The sequence below is a fragment of the Rhodoligotrophos defluvii genome (assembly GCF_005281615.1).
GTDB classification, from domain to species: domain Bacteria; phylum Pseudomonadota; class Alphaproteobacteria; order Rhizobiales; family Im1; genus Rhodoligotrophos; species Rhodoligotrophos defluvii.
The window spans coordinates 200,845-220,597 of the sequence record NZ_SZZM01000007.1; the positions used below are offsets into that span (position 1 = coordinate 200,845).

Consider the following 19,753-nt stretch of genomic DNA (forward strand, 5'->3'; position numbering starts at 1 on the left):
TCAGCCTTTTGGTTTAGACGTCGATAAGGACGAGCACGACGTGTGTGTGTGCGGCATCGTCTTCAACAAATTACGCGAGAACGACAATGGCATCAGAAAAGCAGCAAAACCTGCAAGACGTATTCCTGAACAAGGTCCGCAAGGAACATATTCCGCTCACGATCTTTCTGGTGAACGGCGTGAAGCTGCAAGGAGTGATCGTGTGGTTCGACAATTTCTGCGTGCTGCTGCGCCGGGACGGCCTATCGCAACTGGTCTACAAGCACGCCATATCTACGATTATGCCGAGCGCGCCCATCAAGCTGTACGAGGAAGGCAACGGCGGTAGTGACGAATAGACGACGACAAGGTGGAGACGGGCACAGCAGGCCCGTCTCCTTCCAGATCGAAGGGCCCGAGGCCACGCGCGCCTATGTGGTACATGTGGGCTTCAAGCCGGGCGCTCTCGGGCCAAGCCATGCGGCCGGTCTTCTGCGGGACGAGGCCGAGCGCCTCGAGGAGGCCCGTGGCCTTGCGGCGGCGATCGACCTGGACATTGTCGGGGACAGCACGGTGATGCTGTCACGGCCCGTGCCCGCCACCCTGATCGGCGGCGGCAAGGTGGCCGAGATCGGCACGGCGGTCAAAGAGCTCGAGGCTGAGCTCGTGGTCGTCAACGCGACCCTGAGCCCGGTACAGCAGCGCAACCTGGAGCGCGCCTGGGGCGCCAAGGTGCTCGACCGCACCGGACTTATACTGGAAATCTTCGGTCGCCGGGCCGGGACGAGGGAAGGGCGCCTGCAGGTGGAGCTTGCCCACCTCACCTACCAGAAGAGCCGTCTAGTGCGCTCCTGGACCCATCTCGAGCGGCAGCGTGGCGGCTTCGGGTTCCTAGGCGGCCCGGGTGAAACCCAGATCGAAGCGGACCGGCGGGTCATTCAGGAGCGCATCACCAAGATCCGCGGCGAGTTGGACAAGGTAAAGGCCCGGCGCGAGCTGCACCGCGAAAACCGGCGCCGCGTGCCTTATCCGATCGTCGCCCTGGTCGGCTATACCAATGCGGGCAAGTCAACCCTATTCAATCGGCTGACCCGAGCCACTGTGCTGGCCGAGAACATGCTGTTCGCCACGCTCGATCCGACCATGCGCCGGCTCGCCCTGCCGCATGGGCGCGTGGTGATTCTCTCCGACACCGTCGGCTTCATCTCGGAGCTGCCGACCGACCTGGTCGCCGCTTTCAGGGCCACCTTGGAAGAGGTGCTGGAGGCAACCCTCATCCTGCATGTGCGCGATATCAGCCACGCGGAGACCGATGCGCAGGCTGCCGACGTGCTGCAGGTGCTGGATGCGCTCGGCATCGATGAGGATCGTCGCGAGCACATCATCGAGGTCTGGAACAAGGTCGACCGGCTGGATGAGGCCGAGCGCACTGCGTTCGCGAACCAAGCGGAGCGGCGCGATGACGTGGTGATGGTGTCGGCGCTCACCGGCGAGGGCGTGGCCGACCTTCTGGCCAAAGTGGAAGAGCGGCTGGCCACATCTGCCGATATCCTGGAATTGCGCATCTCGGCAGGCGAGGGCGCGCGGCTTGCCTGGCTCTACGAGGTGGGCGAGGTGTTGTCGCGCGACGACCTCGACGATGGTTCCGTGGCAGTCACTGTACGCGTGCCGGCGGAAAAGGCGTCCCTGGTGCGGTCGCGCTATCAGGACGAGATGCTGCGCGCCGCCGCCGAATAAGCCGGATTTCTTCAGAGGCCGCGCGCCTTCGCCTCGTCCCACAAAGCATCCATGCCTGCCAGACCAGCGGCTTCCGGCGTTTCACCCCGCGCTTCAAGGGTCTGCTCTATATAGCGGAATCTTCTGACGAATTTCGCGTTGGCAGAGCGCAGCGCGTCTTCCGGGTCGATCTTGAGATGGCGCGCGACATTGGCGATCACGAACAAGAGATCGCCGATCTCTTCGGCCATGTCGCTCCTGCCGCCGCCATTCTCGAGCACGTCGCGCAGCTCGCCCAACTCCTCCGCCGCCTTGTCCAGCACGGGTTCGAGCGATGGCCAGTCAAACCCCACGCGGGCGGCTCTGTTCTGGAGCTTCGCCGCGCGGCTCAGGGCAGGGAGAGCCTGCGGCACATCATCGAGCAGGCTAGGGGCGCTTGCGGCGCCTGCCCGGCCGGGCTCACCGGCGGCCGGGCCGGCGGCCGCCTTGGCCTCGCGCTCGTCGGCCTTGATCCGCTCCCACATGCCGGGCGTAGCACCCCGTGCCCGTGCCGCCGCATCGCCGAACACATGGGGATGGCGGCGGATCATCTTGGATGTGATCGCCTCGATCACATCGGCGAAGGTGAAGGCGCCGGTCTCCGCCGCAAGCTGCGCGTGGTAGACCACCTGCAGCTGGAGGTCACCCAGCTCGTCGCGGAGATCGCCCAGGTCGCCGCGCGCGATCGCATCGGCCACCTCGTAAGCTTCCTCGATCGTATAGGGCGCGATGGTGGCGAAGCTCTGCTGGAGATCCCACGGGCAGCCGCTCTCGGGATCGCGCAGCGCCGCCATGATGGCGAGCAGCGTATCGATCGACTTCGGGTCGCCGAGCGGTCCGGCGTCGGCGGCGGCCACATCAGCCTGCCGCGGCTCTTCTGGATCCTGAGCAGGGCTGTCACTGGTCATAGGGGGCTCCCGATATCCGCCAGTCGCATAATCTATATTATGGAAACTAAATCGGTGGCCCAAACACCACCGGCAGCCGCATGCCGTCATAGGCTGGCTCGATGCCGTCCGGCAGGCTTTTCCGCAGGCTCTCGTAATCCAGGTCGATATGCATGTTGGTGAGCACCGCATGCCTCGGCCGCATGCGCCCGATCCAATAAAGCGCTTCATCCACGTTGAAATGGGTGGGATGCGGTGCCGGCCGCAGCGCGTCGATTACCCAGGTGTCGAGCCCGGTGAGCGCCGGCAGCGCGGCGTCGGGAATGGCGCTCACATCCGGCGTGTAGGCGAGGCCACCAATCCGCAGGCCCAGCGCCGTGATATCGCCATGCACCAGATCGAACGGCAGAATGTCGATCGGGCCGCCCGCGCCTGGGATGCTCACATGTTCGCCCGCCTCCAGTCGATGCGCTTGCAGGATCGGCGGATAGCTCGATCCCGGCGGGGTTTCGAAGCAGTAGCCGAAGCGATGATAGAGCTCGCGCATGGTGCGGTCGTCGGCCCAGACCGACACGCGGCGGCGGGCATTGATCGCCACGGCGCGCAGCTCATCGATGCCGTGGCAATGATCCGCATGCTCATGGGTGAACACCACGCCGTCGAGCAGGCCCACATCGGCCGCCAGCAGCTGTTCGCGGACGTCGGGCGTCGTGTCCACCAGCACCCGGGTCACGCCGCCCTCGCCCGCGCGCTCGATCAGGATCGAGCAGCGCCGCCGACGATTGCGGGGATTGGCCGGATCGCACGCGCCCCAATAATTGCCGATCCGCGGCACGCCGGCCGACGAGCCGCAGCCGAGGATGGTGATGATCCCAGCCGGCTCTTCGCGCGAGGCAGCCGTCATGGCCCCGGCACCTTCGCGAACAGGCGATGGAAATTCGCCGTGGTGATGTCGGCCATCTCCTGAGCGCCGAGGCCTTTGACCTCGGCCAAAACCTTTAGCGTATGAACCACATAGGCGGGCTCGTTCACCTTGCCTCGCATGGGCACCGGCGCAAGGTAGGGCGCGTCCGTCTCCACCAGCAGCTTGTCCATGGGCACGGCGGCAACAATGTCGCGCAAGGCTTGCGCGGTCTTGAAGCTGATGATGCCGGAAAAAGAAACATAAGCGCCAAGCGCCAGGCTGCGCTCGGCCAGGCGCGCCTCCGACGAGAAGCAGTGGAGGAGGGGTTGAAAAGCCCCCTTCCCCATCTCCTCCTCGAGCACGCGCGCCGTGTCGTCTTCCGCCGAGCGGCTATGGACCACCAGCGGCAATCCGGTGCGGCGCGCCGCCTCCGCATGGACGCGGAAGCCGGCCATCTGGTTTTCCCGGGCGGAATAGCCGTAGTGATAATCGAGCCCGGCCTCGCCGATGCCGACCACCTTGGGATGGCGCGCGAGTTCCGCGAGGTCGTCCGCCGTGACGTCCATTTCCTCGTCGGCATTATGCGGATGGGTGCCCACGGTGCAGAAGACATCGTCGTAAGCCTCGGCAATGGCGCGGATTTTCGCGAATTGCCGCACCTTGGTCGAGATCGTCACCATCTTGGTGACGCCCGCATCGCGCGCGCGGGCGACCACCGCGTCCAAATCGGCGAATTCCGGGAAATCGAGATGGCAATGGCTGTCTACGACACCGGACACCGCACTGGTCATTGGCCGCCCTTGTCCTCGTCTTCCTTCTCCACATAGCGGGGGAACACGCCCTGCGGCTGTGGCAGTGCCGTGCCGGGCACGAGGCCGTCGCCAAGCGCCGCAAACCCGCGTGCATCAGCCGGAACGGCCAGCATGTCGAGCAGCTTTCCCGCCGATCGCGGCATGAACGGCTGCGTAAGCAGGCCGATCCGCCGGATGACCTCGGCGGCCACATAAAGCACCGTGCCCATGCGCTGAGGATCGGTCTTGCGCAGGGCCCAGGGTTCCTGCTTGGCGAAATAGCGATTGGCCTCGGCCACCACCCGCCAGATCGCATCCAGGGCCTTATGCACCGCCTGCTCGTCCATATGCGGCCGGATCTCGGCCAGCAGACGGCCGCTCTCGTCCAGCAAGGCCTGATCCTCGGCGGAAAACGCAGCGGGCTTGGGAACTTGGCCGCTGCAGTTCTTGGCGATCATCGATAGGGAGCGCTGGGCGAGATTGCCCAGGTCATTGGCGAGATCGGCGTTGATCCGGTTGACGATCGCCTCGTGGCTATAGTTGCCGTCCTGGCCGAACGGCACCTCGCGCATGAAGAAATAGCGCACGGGGTCAAGCCCGTAATGCCCGATCAGCGCCAGGGGATCGATGACATTGCCCACCGACTTGGACATCTTCTCGCCCCTGTTGAACAGGAAGCCGTGGCCGAACACGCGCTTGGGCAAGGGAATGCCTGCGGACATCAGGAAGGCGGGCCAATAGACCGCGTGGAACCGCACAATGTCCTTGCCGATCACGTGCACGTCCGCCGGCCAGAACCGCTTGAACTGCTCCGACTGTTCATCGGGAAAGCCGACCCCGGTGATGTAATTGGTCAGCGCATCGACCCACACATACATCACGTGCTTGGGATTGTCCGGCACCGGCACGCCCCAATCGAAGGTTGTGCGCGAGATCGACAGGTCGCGCAGGCCGCCGCGCACGAAGCTGATCACCTCGTTGCGCCGGGTCTCGGGGCCGATGAAATCCGGATTGGCCTCGTAATGGGCGAGCAGCTTGTCCTGATAGGCGGAGAGGCGGAAGAAATAGCTCTCCTCCTCCACCCACTCCACCGGCGTGCCTTGCGGTGACAGCCGCTGGCCGTCGGGTCCCTTCGTGAGCTCGCTCTCGTCGTAATAGGCCTCGTCCCGCACCGAGTACCAGCCGGAATAGGTCGAGAGATAGATGTCCCCATTCGCCGCCATACGCCGCCAGATCTCCTGCGAGGCGGCGTAGTGGCGCGGCTCGGTGGTGCGGATGAAGTCATCATTCGAGCAGTCGAGCGCCGCCACCATCTTCTGGAACAGCGGCGTGTTCCGTTCGGCCAGCGCCCGCGGCGCAAGCCCTTCCCGGCTCGCGGTCTGCAGCATCTTGATGCCGTGCTCGTCGGTGCCGGTGAGGAAGAACACGTCATAGCCATCGAGGCGCTTGAACCGGGCGAGCGCGTCGGTGACCAGCGCCTCATAGGCATGCCCGATATGCGGCGCCCCATTGGGATAGGAGATGGCGGTGGTGATGTAAAAGCGCTTGTCGGACATCGGCGTTAGACTTCTCTCGGAGCGGTCATGGGCGGGCGGTGGCATCGATCAGCCGCATGGCCTGAACGATCACCTCGCGGCGATCGAGGTTTAGGGCATTTGCGCGACCGATGGAATGGACGATCGCCTGGTGCACCTCGCTCCATTGCCCCAGACGGTTGAGCGGCATCCGGCCGGCCCAATCATCGACCCCGCGCGCCGCATCGCGAATCCGGCGCGACAGCCACTGTTCCATGAGCTCGGTAAACAACCGATAGTCGTCGAGAGCCTGCGCCCCGCGCAGACGCTCGGCAAACTCGAACAGCCGGCCATAGTCGAGGCCGGGCACCTGCTCGAGCAGAGCCGAGAAGTCCCTGAACAGCTTGAGCCCGCCTCCCTGCAGCAGCTGCAACGCCCGGCCGGGGCTGCCCTCGGCCAGGGCGATTGCCAGCTGCCGCTGCTCCGCGCTCGGCTTGCCTCCCTCCTCCAGCACCACGTCCAGCACCCGCTCGACCTCCTCGTCGGCCAGCGGCGCGAGATCGAGCCTGATACAGCGCGAGCGGATCGTCGGCAGAAGCCGTCCGGACACATGGCTCACCAGAAGAAAGACGGTCCGCGGCGGCGGCTCCTCCAGGCTCTTCAGCAAGGCATTGGCCGCACTGGCGGTCATTTCATCGGCCGCATCCACGATCACCACCCGCCAACCGCCCTCGCCCGCGGTTCGCCCGAGAAATTGGCTCGCCTGGCGGGCCTCATCCACCCCGATCTCCGCCTTGAGCCGCTTGTTGCGCGTATCGTAAGCGCGCGTGATGGTGATGAGATCCGCATGTCCCTGGGCTGCCACCCGGCGGAACACCGGATCCGCCGGGTCCACATCGCAGCCTTCGCGGACGCCCGCCGGCACCATTGCCGGATCGGGATAACGCAGCAGGAAGCGCGTGAAACGGTAGGCGAGCGTGGCCTTGCCGATGCCGCGCGGGCCATTCAGGATCCAGCCGTGGTGCAGCTTGCCCGACCGGTAGGCATCGAGCAGCCGGCGCTCGGTCCCGCCATGCCCGATGAGCACGGCCCGGTGCCGCGGATGCAGCCGCTCATCCAGCTCTTGCGCGAGATCGTCCTTCATAACCCGCGGGCGTATCAGGCCAACAGCCGGGATGCAACCGTCTGCCAAATGGCTGCGGTCACCGCTTCGAGCGGGGCCGCGGCATCGATGACCACGCAGCGATGTGGATCGGCCTCGGCGGTGGCGAGAAAGGCGCGGCGCAAGGTCTCGTGATACGAGAGGTGCTTTCCCTCGAACCGCCCTTCCCCACCGCGGCGGTTGGCGGCCCTCGCAAGACCGAGCGCGGGGGCGATATCGAGCACCAGGGTCAGCCCCGGCCAATGATCGCCGATCACGCTGCGTTCGAGCGCGGCGATCAGGGCGGGATCGGCGCCGCCTGCCGCACCCTGATAGGCGCGGGTCGAGTCGGCGAACCGGTCGCAGACCACGAAAGCACCGCGCTCGAGCGCGGGCAGGATGATACGCCGCAAATGGTCGTCCCGCGCCGCATAGTTGAGCAGGGCCTCGGCCGTGGCCGACCAGCGGTCGGCGCGGCCGTTGACCAGCAAGGTACGGATAGCCTCCGCCCCCTCGGTGCCGCCCGGCTCGCGCGTGAGCACCACCTCGCTGCCGGTTTCCTGCCGCAGCCGCTCGGCCAGGCGCCGCGCCTGCGTGGACTTGCCGGTGCCCTCGCCGCCTTCAAGGGTAATGAACCGCCGGTGCGCCATGGGACGGAGGCGCCGGCTCAGGTGCCGAACATCATGAGGCTGAGGGTGTCCACCGCGCGGCGCAGCATGCCCTCCGCAGGCAGCACTTCGTTGCCGGCATAGAGCGGCACTTGCGACACGAGCTTGCCGTCCAGGCTGAACCGGAGCTGGCCGATCTCGTCACCCACCCGCACGGGCGCATAGAGGGGGCCCTTATACACGATCTCGGCCGCCATGCGGTCGCGCTCGCCCGGCGACATCATCAGCCGCACCGGCTCGTGCGCCACCAGGCCCACCCAGCTGCGGTCGCCACCCCATACCCGGGCCTTGCCCACGGTCTCGTTGGCATTGAACAGGGTCACCGTCTTGTAGCGGCGGAAGCCCCAGGCGAGCAGCTTGCCGGCTTCGGCCTCGCGCTCCTTGGCCGAGGGAAGGCCCGCCACCACCAGGATCAGCCGCCGTCCGTTCCGCTCGGCGGATGCCACCAGGCCGTAACCGGATTCTTTGGTATAGCCGGTCTTCAGCCCATCCACCCCCTGCACCACGCCGAGCAGTGGATTGCGGTTGCGCTGCTTGATGTTGTTCCAGGTGAACTCGGGGTTGCCGAAATAGGTCCGGTAATAGTCAGGGTAGGTCTGGATGATATAGTGGGCGATCACCGCCAGATCGCGCGCAGTGGTGTGCATTTTCGGGTCCGGCAGGCCCGAGGCGTTGGTGAACACGGAATCTGTGAGGCCCAAGCGTCTCGCCCGCTCGGTCATCTGAGCGGCAAATGCCTCCTCCGAGCCTGCCATGCCCTCGGCAATGGCAATGCAGGCGTCGTTGCCCGATATGGTGAGCGCACCCATGAGCAGGTTGTGCACGGAAACCTTGGAGTTCACCTCCGCATACATGGTCGAGCTGCCGGATGGTGCTCCGCCGCGCCGCCAGGCATTCGGCGATATGGTGAACTCCTCTTCCGGGGAGATTTCGCCTCGTTTCAGGGCATCGAACGCCACCACCGCGGTCATCAGCTTGGCCATGCTGGCCGGCGGGAACGGAGCATCCGCGTCCTTTTCGTAGATCACCTCGCCCGAACCCGCCTCCATAAGGATCGCCCGTGGCGCCCGCGAGACAAAGTCGGGCTGGTCGGCGCCTTCCGCGTCACCTTGCGCCCATCCAGCAGCAACGGACATGACCAGCGCCGCCACGCTCACCAGCGCGAGCAGCAACCTACAGCGAAGTGCTGCCGTCATCGGGTCTCGCTTGCCTCCTGTGCCGAAAAGAGCCAGCTCTCCGGTCTTTTACCGCCGCTTGCCGTCAGGGTAGCGGCGTCAACGCTCGAAATCAACAAATCGGGGCGTGAAGGCGCATTTCGTGCACTGGAGGCGTAAACACTTCGTCAGTAGGACGCCGGAACGATCCTGGCATCGGCATAGCCCGCGGCAATGACGCCGCGCAGCGTCGAATCGGCCGATGCCGGATCGGTGAGCGGACCGACCCGGACGCGGAATAAGGTGCGCGCGCCGGCTTCGACCGGCATGACCTCGACAGGACCGAGGCTCGCGAGCTGGCTGCGCACGCGATCAGCATTGTCGGGATTGGACAGGGCGGCCGCCTGGATGTAGTAGCCCTGCCCGCCCGGGCTGCCGGTCGATACGGGGACCGCTGGGGTCGCAGGCGCCGCAAGGCTCGCGGTGGTGGTCGATGCCGTGGAGCTGGGCGCCAGCGGCGTGGTCGGCTGCGGCTGCGGCTGCGGCGGGTGCGCAGGCGTGGCGTGCGCCACCATGACCGGCACCCCGCCCCTCCCCGCGCCAACCCGGCTGTCGGCGGCAGCGATCATGTAGCGCATCGGTGTTCCGCGTCTCAGTTCCTCGTTCATGGCCATGAGATGCCGGCCTTGATCGTTGAGCGGGGCCGGGCCGATATACTGCACGCGGACGGTGCCGGTGCCTTTCCTCTTGACCTCCAAAAGCTCCGCACTGCGCTTCGACAGGTCGATGATGCGGTTGCCGACGAACGGACCCCGGTCGTTCACCCGCACGATCAGCGATCGCCCGGTGGCCACATTGGTCACCTTGGCATAGCTCGGCAGCGGCAGGGTCGGGTGGGCGGCGGAGAGGTATTCCATGTCGAACCACTCGCCATTGGACGTCATCCGCCGGTGGAACTGCGGACCATACCATGAGGCCGTCCCGATCTTGTCGTAGCCGGGATCCACCCGCGGGACATAGGTCCGTCCGGCGATCTCGTAAGGCTTGCCCACGTGATAGCGGCCGCCGCCCTTCGGCAGAGGACCATTGCCGGGGTAGATGGGACTGCCTTTGCCGGCGAAGGGATCACGTTTCTGGGAAACCTTGCTGCTGGAGCAGCCGGTCAGGGCCACGGCGCCGCCGATGACCAGCAGCGCAGCAAGAGGTGCAAGGAAACGGACCTGGCGGAGCGTGAGCTTCAGGACGGAGCCCCGCCGTCCAATACGGATCTTGATCAATGTCGCTACCCGGAACGCAACCTCGACCGCGCTTCCCCGCTCGACCGGGCATGCGGATCGCTCCCCGACACTGCGCGAAACGCCGTAAAGGCGACGTTTACGAACGTGGTTAAGCCGCCGTTAAGACGTCACGGCTGGGGTTGAGCCCCTGCGGTCGGGCTCCTGTGCGCCTGGTCACTGCCCTGCCCCATGGCGGCGAGCCGCTCCAGGTTGCGCTTGGCGCCAGGATTGTCCTTGGCGGCCGCGGCGGCGTAAAGGCGGCGGGCTTCCTTCATATCCTTCGGCACGCCCCAACCGAGCTCATAAAGCCCGGCAAGGTTGTTCTGCGCCCAGTCATTGCCCTGATCGGCCGCCTGTTTGAGCAGCCGCGCCGCTTCCTTGTAGTTCCGCGAAACGCCGTTGCCGGTGAGATACATGAGCGCCAGGCTGTTCTGTGCGTCAGCCAGCCCGTTTTCCGCCGCGCGGCGATACCAGATCACGGCCTGGTCGGCATTCTTCTCGATGCCCAGCCCATGCTGGAGTGCATAGCCGAGCCGGTATTGCGCTTCGATCTGACCGTACCGCGCCGCGGTCTGGTACATGCTGACTGCGAAGGCCGGGTCGGCCGGCAGGTTCTCGCCCCCAACCTCCAAGAGGCGGCCGAGCCGGTACTGGGCATCCACATTGCCCTTGTTGGCCGACTGCTGGTAAAGCTCGGCCGCACGCCGCAGGTCACGCTTGACGCCGTTGCCGGTTTCATAGGCTGTGCCCAGAACGCATTGGGCTATATCGTTGCCTTTGGAGGCCAACACGGAATTCTCCCCGGGCGACTGGTCGTTCTGGCAGCGGCTGCCCGGTGCCGGCGACTGAGCGATGGCCGCGGCCGGCGCGATCGCCACCAGGACCGCCGAAACCATTCCGATCCGCTTCAATCTCGCCTTGTCCTGCATGATCGCAACGCACCCTCTTCAATATCTTTGCCGGCACAGACAAAAGTCACCCTTGAGGTGCCTGTGGTCCCGCCAGCATGATATCATGGCCTTACGACCAGCGAGAACCACCAGGGGAGGCCTGATTGACGTCCGCAGCCAATAGCCGGGAGTGCCAGCAATCCCGGCCCGTGCCGCCGAGAGCATATCCTCCTGAAGTTGCATGGGATGCCCCCCTCAATCCCTCCACCCTTCCCGAGATTTTTGACCAGGCGGTGAAACGCTTCGGTCCAAAGCGCTGTACGAATTTCCTCGGGCAGGTTCTCACGTATGACGAGCTTGCGGCCATGACGGACGAAATTGCCGCCGGGCTCGCCCGGCAAGGCATCGGCGTCGGCAGCCATATCGGGCTCGTTCTGCCCAACACGCCTTTCTTCATCGCCTTCTTCTATGCCGGCCTCAAGCTCGGCGCCACCATCGTGAACTTCAATCCGCTCTATACGGTGGACGAGCTTGCCCAGCAGGCGAAGGACGCCGAGGTGACGGTCATGGTCACGGTCGACATCGCGGCGGTGTTCGACAAAGTCGGCGAGCTCGTAAATCGAGGCCTCATCGAGAAGGTCATCGTCTGCCCCTTTGCCAGCGCCCTGCCCCCGGTGAAGCGGCTGCTGTTCACCACGTTCAAGCGCAAGGAAACGGCCGCGGTGCCGGCGGGCGGCGCTTTTGTCCGCTTGCAGGAGCTGCGCAGCCACGGCCGCAGCTACCCCAAGCCGGATCTCGATCCGCAGGATATCGCAGTCCTGCAATACACGGGCGGCACGACCGGCACGCCCAAGGGGGTCATGCTCACCCACGCCAACCTCACCATCAACCTGCAGCAGGTGCGGCTCTGGTTCCACGGGGTGGCCGATGGCGAGGAGCGCATGATGGCGATCCTGCCCTTCTTCCACGTCTTCGCGCTCACGGGCGTCATGAATTTCTCGATCGCCTATGGCTTCGAGATGATCCTGATGCCGCGTTTCAATCTCATCGAAGCCTTGCGCCTGATTCGCCGCACGCGTGCGACCATCCTGCCTGGGGTGCCGACGATCTTCGGTGCGATCCTCAACCACAGGGGCGTCGATCCCAGCGATCTCGCCTCGCTGAAGTTCTGCATCTCGGGCGGCGCACCCCTGCCCGTCGAGATTCGCAAGGGCTTCGAGAAGCTGTCCGGCTGCCGCCTGGTCGAGGGCTACGGGCTCAGCGAGACGTCGCCCGTGACCAATATCAATCCGTTCACCGGACCGAGCAGGGACGGCTCGATCGGCCTCCCCGTGCCCGGCACCATCGAGCAGATCCGCTCGCTCGATGATCCAACCCAAGTGATGCCGACGGGAGAGATCGGCGAGCTGTGCATCGCCGGTCCGCAGGTGATGAAAGGCTATTGGAAGCAGCCGCAGGAGACCGCCAAGGTGTTTACTGGCAATTTCCTGCGCACCGGCGATGTCGGCTACATGGACGAGGACGGCTTCGTGTTCCTCGTCGACCGGATCAAGGACATCATCATCGCCTCCGGCTACAAGGTCTATCCGCGCCGCATCGAGGAGGCTGTGCACGAGCATCCCGCGGTTGCCGAGGTGACGGTGATCGGCATCCCCGATGCGTATCGGGGGGAAGCGCCCAAGGCCTTCGTGAAGCTGCGTGATGACGCCAGCGTCACCGAGCGGGAGCTTCTGGAATTCCTGCGGCCACGGCTGTCGAAGATCGAACTGCCGAGCGCGATCGAGTTCCGCGGCGAGCTGCCCAAGACCCTGATCGGCAAGCTCTCCAAGAAGGAGCTGCGCCCGGCCGGACCGGCGGCAAGCTAGTCGAGAATCGCAACCGCTCGGGTCCACCCGGCGGATGCCTTGCGGATCTTCACAGGGAAGCAGGCCACCCGGAAGCCGGTCGGCGGCAGCGCTTCGAGATTGTGCAATTTCTCGATCTGGCAGTAGCCGGCCTCCCGGCCCGCCTTGTGCCCTTCCCAGATGATCGTGGGGTCGCCGGTCTCGGCGAAGCGGCGCGCCGTGTGGGAAAATGGCGCATCCCAGCTCCAGGCATCGGTGCCGACCACGCGAATGCCGTAGCTGGTGAGGTGCAGCGTGGCCGCACGACCCATGCCGCAGCCACTGTCCACATAATCGGCCTTCCCGAAACGTGCGCCGGCGCCGGTATTGACCAGCACGATGTCCAGCGGGCGCAGGGTATGGCCTATGCGGCGAAGCTCGGCATCGATTTCTGCGGGCGAGACCACATGGCCATCCGGCAGATGCCGGAAGTCGAGCTTCACGCCGGGCTGGAAGAACCACTCCAATGGCAGTTCGTCCACCGTGAGCGCCCGTGCCCCGCCATCCATGGTGGGATGGTAGTGCCAGGGCGCGTCCACATGGGTGCCGTTATGGGTCGAGATGCTGACGGTTTCGACCGCCCAACCCTGCCCGTCCGGCAGATCGTCCGGGTTGAGACCCGGAAACAGGCTCGCCATTGCGGCGGCCGTTTCCGCGTGGGTCTTGTAGTCGATGCGTGGCCGCTGGAACGGCGGATCCGCCGGAACATCATTCTCCAGCGGTATGGAGAGGTCGATCAGGCGCACGGCACGCTAGCCCGCCGTGGGCGCGGGAGCGCCGGTGCCGCCCGCCTCCAGCGCCTCGAGGCGCTCACGCGCGGCCCGGTGGTCACGGGCGACATAGACATAGACGGCCGGTGTCACGAACAGGGTGAACAGTGTGCCAATGGTCATGCCGGCCGCGATCACCAGGCCGATGTCGAAGCGGCTGCGGGCACCGGCTCCATCGGCAATGAGCAGCGGCACCATGGCCACCACGATGGCAGCGGTGGTCATCAGAATCGGGCGCAGGCGCACGCCGGCCGCATGGATGATCGCATCCTGTTTCGACATGCCCTCCTCTTCCTGCAGCTTGTTGGCAAACTCGACCATCAGGATGCCGTGCTTGGAGATGAGGCCGATCAGGGTAACCAGGCCGATCTGCGTATAAATGTTGACGGTGGCGAGCTGAGGAATCATCGCGATGGGCAGCAGCGCGCCGAACATGGATGTCGGCAACGCGATCAGGATGATGAGCGGATCGCGGAAGCTCTCGAACTGCGCCGCCAGCACCAGGAAGATGACGATGAGGGCGAACACGAAGGTGTAGATCAGGGTGTTGCCTTCCTGCACATATTGCCGGCTCTCGCCCTGGAAGTCGTAGGTATAGCCCTCCGGGAACAGCTCCTGCGCCTTTTCACGCAGGAAGGTGAGCACGTCCCCTTGCGTGCGCCCGGGGAAGGGCACGCCTGAGAGTGTCGCCGAGTTCAGCTGCTGGAAGGTGGTCAGCGAATTCGGCTGCACGGTCTGCCCGATGGTGGCGAAGGTCGACAGCGGCACCATCTGGCCGGTGGCGGTGCGCACCTCGTAACGCTTGAGCCAGTCGACCGTCATCCGGAATTCGCGCGGCACCTGCGGTATGGTCTTGTAGCTGCGGCCTGCGAGATTGAACCGGTTGACATAGTTGCCGCCCAGCATGGTGGCGAGGCTCGCGCCGATCTCGCGCATGTCGACGCCAAGACGATTCGCCTTGTCATGATCGATCTTGACTTCGATCTGCGGCGAGTTGAAGCGCAAGTCGATGTCGGTGAACAGGAATAAGCCGCTCTGGTTGGCTGCGTTCTGCAGCTGCTGGGCGATCTCCGCCAGCTCCTCGTAGGGCCCGGTGGTGGTCACCACGAACTGCACCGGCGCGCCGCCGGTCGAGCCGGGCAAAGGCGGCGGCGATATGGCCAGCACCTGCACGCCGGCAATGCCTGCGAGCTTGCCCTGGAGGTCCTGCAGCACCTGCTGTACCGAACGCTCCCGCTCGCTCCACGGCTTGAAGATCAGCCCGCCGATCGCCTGGCGCACGCCGGCCGAACCGTTGATCATGAAATAGTTGGCATATTCCGGCACCGCCATGAAGATCTTGCCGACCTCATCAGTATAATGCTCGAGATAGTCCAGATTGGCATATTCCGGCGCCGAGATGATGCTGAAGATGAACCCTTGGTCCTCGTCCGGGGCGAGTTCCTTCTGCGCGGTGGTATAGAGGATGCCGGTGGCGATGATCGTCCCGATCAGCACGACGATCATGGCCGGCTTGGCGCGCAGCGTGCCGGTGAGCCGACGTTCATAGCGCTGGCGCAGGCCCTCGAACCGCCGGTTGATGAACCGGGTGAAGCGGCTATCGCCCGTCTTGGCACTGAGCAGCTTCGAGCACAGCATGGGCGACAGGGTCAGCGCGACCACACCGGAGACGATCACCGATCCGGCAAGGGTGAAGGCGAATTCCCGAAAGAGGGCGCCGGTAAGGCCGGTGGTGAAGCCGATCGGCGCATAGACCGCCGCCAGGGTGATGGTCATGGCGATGACCGGCAGCGCAATCTCGCGCGCGCCCTTGATCGAGGCCTCGAACGGCGCCATCCCCTCTTCGATGTGGCGGAAGATATTCTCAACCACCACGATGGCGTCGTCGACCACCAGGCCGATGGCCAGCACCAGGGCGAGCAGGGTCAGGAGGTTGATGGAATAGCCCAGCGCCAGCAGCAGCACCATGACCCCGATCAGGGACAAGGGGATGGTGACGATCGGGATCAAGGTCGAGCGCAGGTTGCCGAGAAAAAGGAAGATCACGACGATGACGATGACGGCCGCCTCGCCAAGCGTCTTCACCACCTCCTCGATCGAGGCGTTGATGAAGTCGGTGGCGTCATAGGCGATCGAAGCCTTCATGCCGGAGGGCAGCTGCGCCTGGATCGACGGCATGGTTTCGCGCACGTCCGAGATGACCGTCAGCGGGTTGGCGGTGGGCGCGGTGTAGATGCCCATGAACACTGCCTTGAGCCCGCCGAACACCGAACTCGTGTCCGTGCTCTCCGGGCCCAGCTCCACGTCGGCGATATGGCCTAGGCGGATCAGCGCGTCGCCCTCGGACTTGATCACCAGCTGGGCGAAGGCGTTGGCGCTCTTGAGCGAGGTGTCCGCGTTTATGGTGGTTTGGATGAAGTTGCTTTTGACCTGCCCGGCGGCGCTGGTGAAGTTGTTGGCGGCCAGCGCGTTGGCCACGTCCGACGGGGTGACGCCCAATGCCGCCATGCGCTCGGGCTTGAGCCAGGCGCGCATGGCGAAGGTCTGGCCGCCCAGGATCTCCGCCTTCGACACGCCATTGATGGTCTGCAGCTTCGGCTGCACCACCCGGGTCAGATAATCCGTGATCTGCGCGCCGGTCATGGTGTCGCTGTTGAAGCCGATATACATGAGCGCGTAAGGATCGCCCGTCTGCTTCACCACCACCGGGTCGTTCGATTCCTCCGGCAGTTCGCCGCTGATCTGGTTGAGCTTGGAGAGAACATCGGTCGCTGCCCGATCCGGGTCGGCATTGAGCCGCAGGTTGAGCGTCACCGTGGAGACGTTCTGCTGCGAGGACGAGACCAGCGTGTCGATGCCCTCGGTACTCGCCACCGCCTGCTGGATCGGTGTGGTGATGAAGCCCTTGATCAGATCCGCATTGGCGCCCGGATAGGTCGTGGTGATGGTGATCGTGGTGTTGGTGAGCTCCGGATACTGCCGGATCTGCAGGCTGAACATGGCGCCCAGGCCCACGAGCAGAATCATCAGGCTGACGACCGTCGCCAGAACCGGCCGCTTGATGAAGATGTCGGTGAAGGTCATCTGCGGCTCACCCCTTGGGCGGTGTCTCGGGCGGAACCAGCGGGTTGGTGTTGTCCACCCGCGCCGTCATTCCGCCCTGGAGCTTGTTCTGGCCGGAGGTCGCCACCAGCTCGCCAGCCTTCAGGCCCTCGACGATTTGGACGCGATCGCCGATCTGGGCACCGGTCTTCACCACCCGCCGCTCTACCTTGTAGAGCTGTTGCTGCTGGGACTGGTTTTCCTGGCCGCCTTTGTCGGCTTCCTGCGCCTGGGCGGATTCGATTACGCCGCCGCTCTTGTTCTGGGAAACGGCCGAGCCGTTCTTGCCCTGGTTCCCGTCCTGCGGCGTCAGCACGAAGACCGTGTCGCCATAGAGGCTATAGGTCACCGCGGTGGCCGGCACGGTCACCACCATCTGCTGCTCACCGGCGATCACGTCCACATTGGCGAACATGCCGGGAAGCAGGCGCTTGTCCGGGTTGGGTAGCGAGGCCCTGACCAGAATGGCCCGCGTCTCAGGGTTGATGCGGCTGTCGAGCGCCTCGATCTTGCCGGTGAAGGTTTCGCCCGGAAAGGCATCGGTGCGCACCTCCACCGTAAGCCCGTTGCGCAACGATGCCGTCTGCTGCTCGGGGATCGGAAAGTCCACATAGATGGGGTCGAGCGTGTGCAGCCCCACGAACGGGGTACCGGGCGTCACATATTGTCCGACGTCCACGAGCCGGATGCCGAGCCTTCCGTCGAAGGGCACCGTGATGCGCTTCTTGGCGATCTGCGCCCGGGTGAGCTCGACCGCCGCCGCGGCCTGGTCGCGCGCGGCCAAGGCATCGTCCAGATTCGCTTGCGACGTCGTCCTCGACTTGAACAGCTGGAGCTGGCGCTCATAGGTGAGCTGAGCGCTCTTCAGCGTGGCGAGATCGCTCTTGAGCTGAGCCTGCTCCGTCGAGTCGTCGAGCTGGATGAGCTCGGCGCCCGCCTTCACGTCCTGGCCGGACTCGAAGTTGGCGATCGTGATCCGTCCGGCGACCTCGGACGTGACCTCGATGCCGCGGGTCGCGCGAACCGTGCCGATGGCCGAGATGCGCTGCTGCCACGACTGCTCCTTGGCGGCCTCCGCCGACACCGTCGCGGTCGGCATCGGCGAGCTCATGATGATGTTCCTCACCAGCTCCGGCTCGAACACGAGCTTGTAATAGCCGATCCCGCCGACGACAGCGATAACGAGGACGCTGACGATCAGAAACCGCTTTATCATGACCCGATCCGAATAAGACCGGCACCAAGCCGGGATTTCGCTCCGTTGCGCCAGCTGTTATCAATCCAGCTTGGACGAGCGGTGGCCACCTCTGGAGGCCGCCAGCTGTAGCAGGGTAATCGCTGCGGTCAAGCCACTTACGCTTGTCTTCGCGGTTACGATAAACTAATGAGGGTGTGGATTAGCAAGATGGCTAGGGGCGTCTGTGGGCAAGCCGCACAAGTGTTCTATAGGATGCCTGCCGAGGTGTTATAGTCCCGGTCCGTGGAAGCGGCCCTCGACCGGTTGAGCCCGGCTATAGTTGAAGAAGAATGGCGCCTATTATAGAAGTCAGTCATGTAACCAAACGCTTTGCCAGCCTGATCGCGGTGGATGATTGCAGCCTCGCGGTGGAAAAGGGCTCCATTACCGGTCTCATCGGTCCGAATGGTGCCGGGAAGTCGACGTTATTCAATCTCATCGCGGGCCGCTATGCCCCTGACGAGGGGACCGTGACGCTAGATGGACGCAATGTCACGGGCTGGACACCGCACGCTCTGTTCGCCGCCGGTCTGGTGCGCACCTTTCAGATCCCGCATGAATTCTCCAACATGACGGCGCTCGAGAACCTCATGATGGTGCCGCCCGTCCAGTCTGGCGAGAGCCTCTTTTCCGCCTGGTTCCGGCCGGCGCGGGTGCGTGAGGAGGAGGCGGCCGTGCGCCGCCGGGCCGAGGACGTTCTGGATTTTCTCAAGCTGTCGCCCGTGAAGAACGAGCTTGCGGGAAACCTCTCCGGCGGACAGAAAAAGTTGCTGGAGCTCGGCCGCACCATGATGACGGACGCGCGCGTCGTGCTGCTCGACGAGATCGCCGCCGGCGTCAACCGCACCCTGCTCAAGGACCTGGCGGAGAACATCCGCCGGCTCAATCGCGAGTTCGACTACACTTTCTTCCTCATAGAACACGACATGGACTTGATCGCGCAGCTTTGCGATCCGGTGATCGTCATGGCCCAAGGCAGGGTCATGACCCAGGGCCCGATCGAACAGATCCAGGCGGACGAACGGGTGATCGAGGCCTATTTCGGCGGTGCACCGACCAAGGCTCCCGCTGCGCAGCCGGCTGCGGCGGTGCGCGTATGAGCCTGATTGCGGCGAGAGAGCTGCATGCCGGCTATGGCGGCATGAACATCCTCAATGGCGTGTCCATTTCGATCGAGCCGCACGAGATCGGCGTCATCGTCGGACCAAACGGCGCCGGCAAGTCCACCACGCTGAAGGCGCTGTTCGGGCTTTTGACCATAACCGCGGGGACGGTCACCCTCGATGGCCGCGACATCACCAATATGGAGCCCGACCGGCTGGTGCCGCTCGGCATGGCCTACGTGCCCCAGGAGCACAACGTGTTCGTGTCGCTCACCGTCGAGGAGAATCTCGAGATGGGGGCATTCATCCGCCGCGACGATTTCCGGCACCTGATCGACCAAGTCTATGCCATATTCGAGCCGCTGAAGGAAAAGCGCCGCCAGCCGGCGGGCGAGCTGTCCGGCGGGCAGCGGCAGATGGTCGCGATCGGCCGGGCGCTCATGACCGAGCCGAAGCTTCTGCTCCTGGACGAGCCGACTGCGGGGCTGTCGCCCCTGTTCATGTCGGAGATCTTCGACCGGATCATCGCCATCAACCGCCAGGGCGTAGGGGTGCTCATGGTGGAACAGAACGCCAAGCAGGCTCTGGCCATCGCGCACAAGGGTTTCGTGCTCGCCAGCGGCCAGAACCGCTACACCGATACCGGTGCCGCGTTGCTGGCGAACCCGGACGTCGCCAGAAGCTTTCTGGGGGGCTGA

At 64.8% G+C, this 19,753-nt stretch carries 17 protein-coding genes; 5 read left to right on the top strand and 12 right to left on the bottom strand.

Translation table 11 applies throughout. The features are described from left to right. The first annotated feature begins 86 nt into the window (after positions 1-86). A complete protein-coding gene (gene hfq, locus E4P09_RS23480; protein ID WP_137392085.1) occupies positions 87-338 on the top strand; it encodes an RNA chaperone Hfq in 252 nt (83 codons plus the stop codon). Beyond that, positions 328-1,716: a GTPase HflX gene (gene hflX, locus E4P09_RS23485; RefSeq protein ID WP_137392086.1), complete on the top strand. Its 1,389-nt coding sequence runs from the start codon at positions 328-330 to the stop codon at positions 1,714-1,716. The genes hfq and hflX overlap by 11 nt, the downstream gene beginning before the upstream one ends. 11 nt (positions 1,717-1,727) lie before the next feature. Here the strand turns inward: hflX and mazG are convergent, their stop codons facing one another. From mazG to E4P09_RS23530, 9 genes are all read right to left on the bottom strand, one after another. After that, positions 1,728-2,642: a nucleoside triphosphate pyrophosphohydrolase gene (gene mazG, locus E4P09_RS23490; RefSeq protein WP_137392087.1), complete on the bottom strand. Its 915-nt coding sequence runs from the start codon at positions 2,640-2,642 to the stop codon at positions 1,728-1,730. Positions 2,643-2,688: 46 nt separating this feature from the next. Continuing rightward, on the bottom strand, positions 2,689-3,525 hold the full coding sequence (locus E4P09_RS23495) for an MBL fold metallo-hydrolase (protein WP_137392088.1): 837 nt from the start codon (positions 3,523-3,525) through the stop codon (positions 2,689-2,691). Continuing rightward, the gene (locus tag E4P09_RS23500) at positions 3,522-4,316 is read right to left on the bottom strand and encodes a TatD family hydrolase (protein ID WP_137392089.1); all 795 of its coding nucleotides are present in this window, start codon (positions 4,314-4,316) and stop codon (positions 3,522-3,524) included. The genes E4P09_RS23495 and E4P09_RS23500 overlap by 4 nt, the downstream gene beginning before the upstream one ends. Continuing rightward, entirely contained in the window at positions 4,313-5,872 is a 1,560-nt protein-coding gene (gene metG, locus E4P09_RS23505) for a methionine--tRNA ligase (protein ID WP_137392090.1), read from the bottom strand. The genes E4P09_RS23500 and metG overlap by 4 nt, the downstream gene beginning before the upstream one ends. A 25-nt stretch (positions 5,873-5,897) precedes the next feature. Next, complete coding sequence (locus E4P09_RS23510) at positions 5,898-6,974, bottom strand: DNA polymerase III subunit delta' (RefSeq protein WP_137392091.1); 1,077 nt, start codon at positions 6,972-6,974, stop codon at positions 5,898-5,900. A 14-nt stretch (positions 6,975-6,988) separates the two neighbouring features. Beyond that, on the bottom strand, positions 6,989-7,621 hold the full coding sequence (tmk, locus tag E4P09_RS23515) for a dTMP kinase (RefSeq protein ID WP_137392092.1): 633 nt from the start codon (positions 7,619-7,621) through the stop codon (positions 6,989-6,991). A gap of 17 nt (positions 7,622-7,638) precedes the next feature. Further along, positions 7,639-8,835 (bottom strand): D-alanyl-D-alanine carboxypeptidase family protein, encoded by a 1,197-nt coding sequence (locus tag E4P09_RS23520; RefSeq protein ID WP_137392093.1) that lies wholly within the window; start codon positions 8,833-8,835, stop codon positions 7,639-7,641. A gap of 146 nt (positions 8,836-8,981) precedes the next feature. Further along, complete coding sequence (locus tag E4P09_RS23525) at positions 8,982-10,070, bottom strand: septal ring lytic transglycosylase RlpA family protein (protein WP_137392094.1); 1,089 nt, start codon at positions 10,068-10,070, stop codon at positions 8,982-8,984. Positions 10,071-10,198: 128 nt separating this feature from the next. After that, positions 10,199-10,981, bottom strand: coding sequence for a tetratricopeptide repeat protein (locus tag E4P09_RS23530; RefSeq protein ID WP_170984604.1), 783 nt, complete (start codon positions 10,979-10,981; stop codon positions 10,199-10,201). A gap of 272 nt (positions 10,982-11,253) precedes the next feature. On the opposite strand from E4P09_RS23530, the gene E4P09_RS23535 reads away from it, so the two are divergent. Next, positions 11,254-12,825: a long-chain-fatty-acid--CoA ligase gene (locus E4P09_RS23535; protein ID WP_428977737.1), complete on the top strand. Its 1,572-nt coding sequence runs from the start codon at positions 11,254-11,256 to the stop codon at positions 12,823-12,825. Here E4P09_RS23535 and E4P09_RS23540 read toward each other — a convergent pair. From E4P09_RS23540 to E4P09_RS23550, 3 genes are read right to left on the bottom strand one after another with little or no spacing between them, the layout of a single operon-like run. Beyond that, positions 12,822-13,589 (bottom strand): cyclase family protein, encoded by a 768-nt coding sequence (locus tag E4P09_RS23540; RefSeq protein ID WP_137392097.1) that lies wholly within the window; start codon positions 13,587-13,589, stop codon positions 12,822-12,824. The genes E4P09_RS23535 and E4P09_RS23540 overlap by 4 nt on opposite strands. A gap of 6 nt (positions 13,590-13,595) precedes the next feature. After that, positions 13,596-16,697 carry a multidrug efflux RND transporter permease subunit gene (locus tag E4P09_RS23545; RefSeq protein WP_137392098.1) on the bottom strand — a complete coding sequence of 1,034 codons (3,102 nt, stop codon included), beginning with the start codon at positions 16,695-16,697 and terminating at the stop codon, positions 13,596-13,598. Positions 16,698-16,704: 7 nt separating this feature from the next. Continuing rightward, on the bottom strand, positions 16,705-17,931 hold the full coding sequence (locus E4P09_RS23550) for an efflux RND transporter periplasmic adaptor subunit (RefSeq protein ID WP_137392099.1): 1,227 nt from the start codon (positions 17,929-17,931) through the stop codon (positions 16,705-16,707). Positions 17,932-18,251: 320 nt separating this feature from the next. On the opposite strand from E4P09_RS23550, the gene E4P09_RS23555 reads away from it, so the two are divergent. Then, a complete protein-coding gene (locus E4P09_RS23555; RefSeq protein WP_428977738.1) occupies positions 18,252-19,052 on the top strand; it encodes an ABC transporter ATP-binding protein in 801 nt (266 codons plus the stop codon). Further along, a complete protein-coding gene (locus E4P09_RS23560) occupies positions 19,049-19,753 on the top strand; it encodes an ABC transporter ATP-binding protein (RefSeq protein ID WP_137392101.1) in 705 nt (234 codons plus the stop codon). Before E4P09_RS23555 ends, E4P09_RS23560 begins: the two co-directional genes overlap by 4 nt.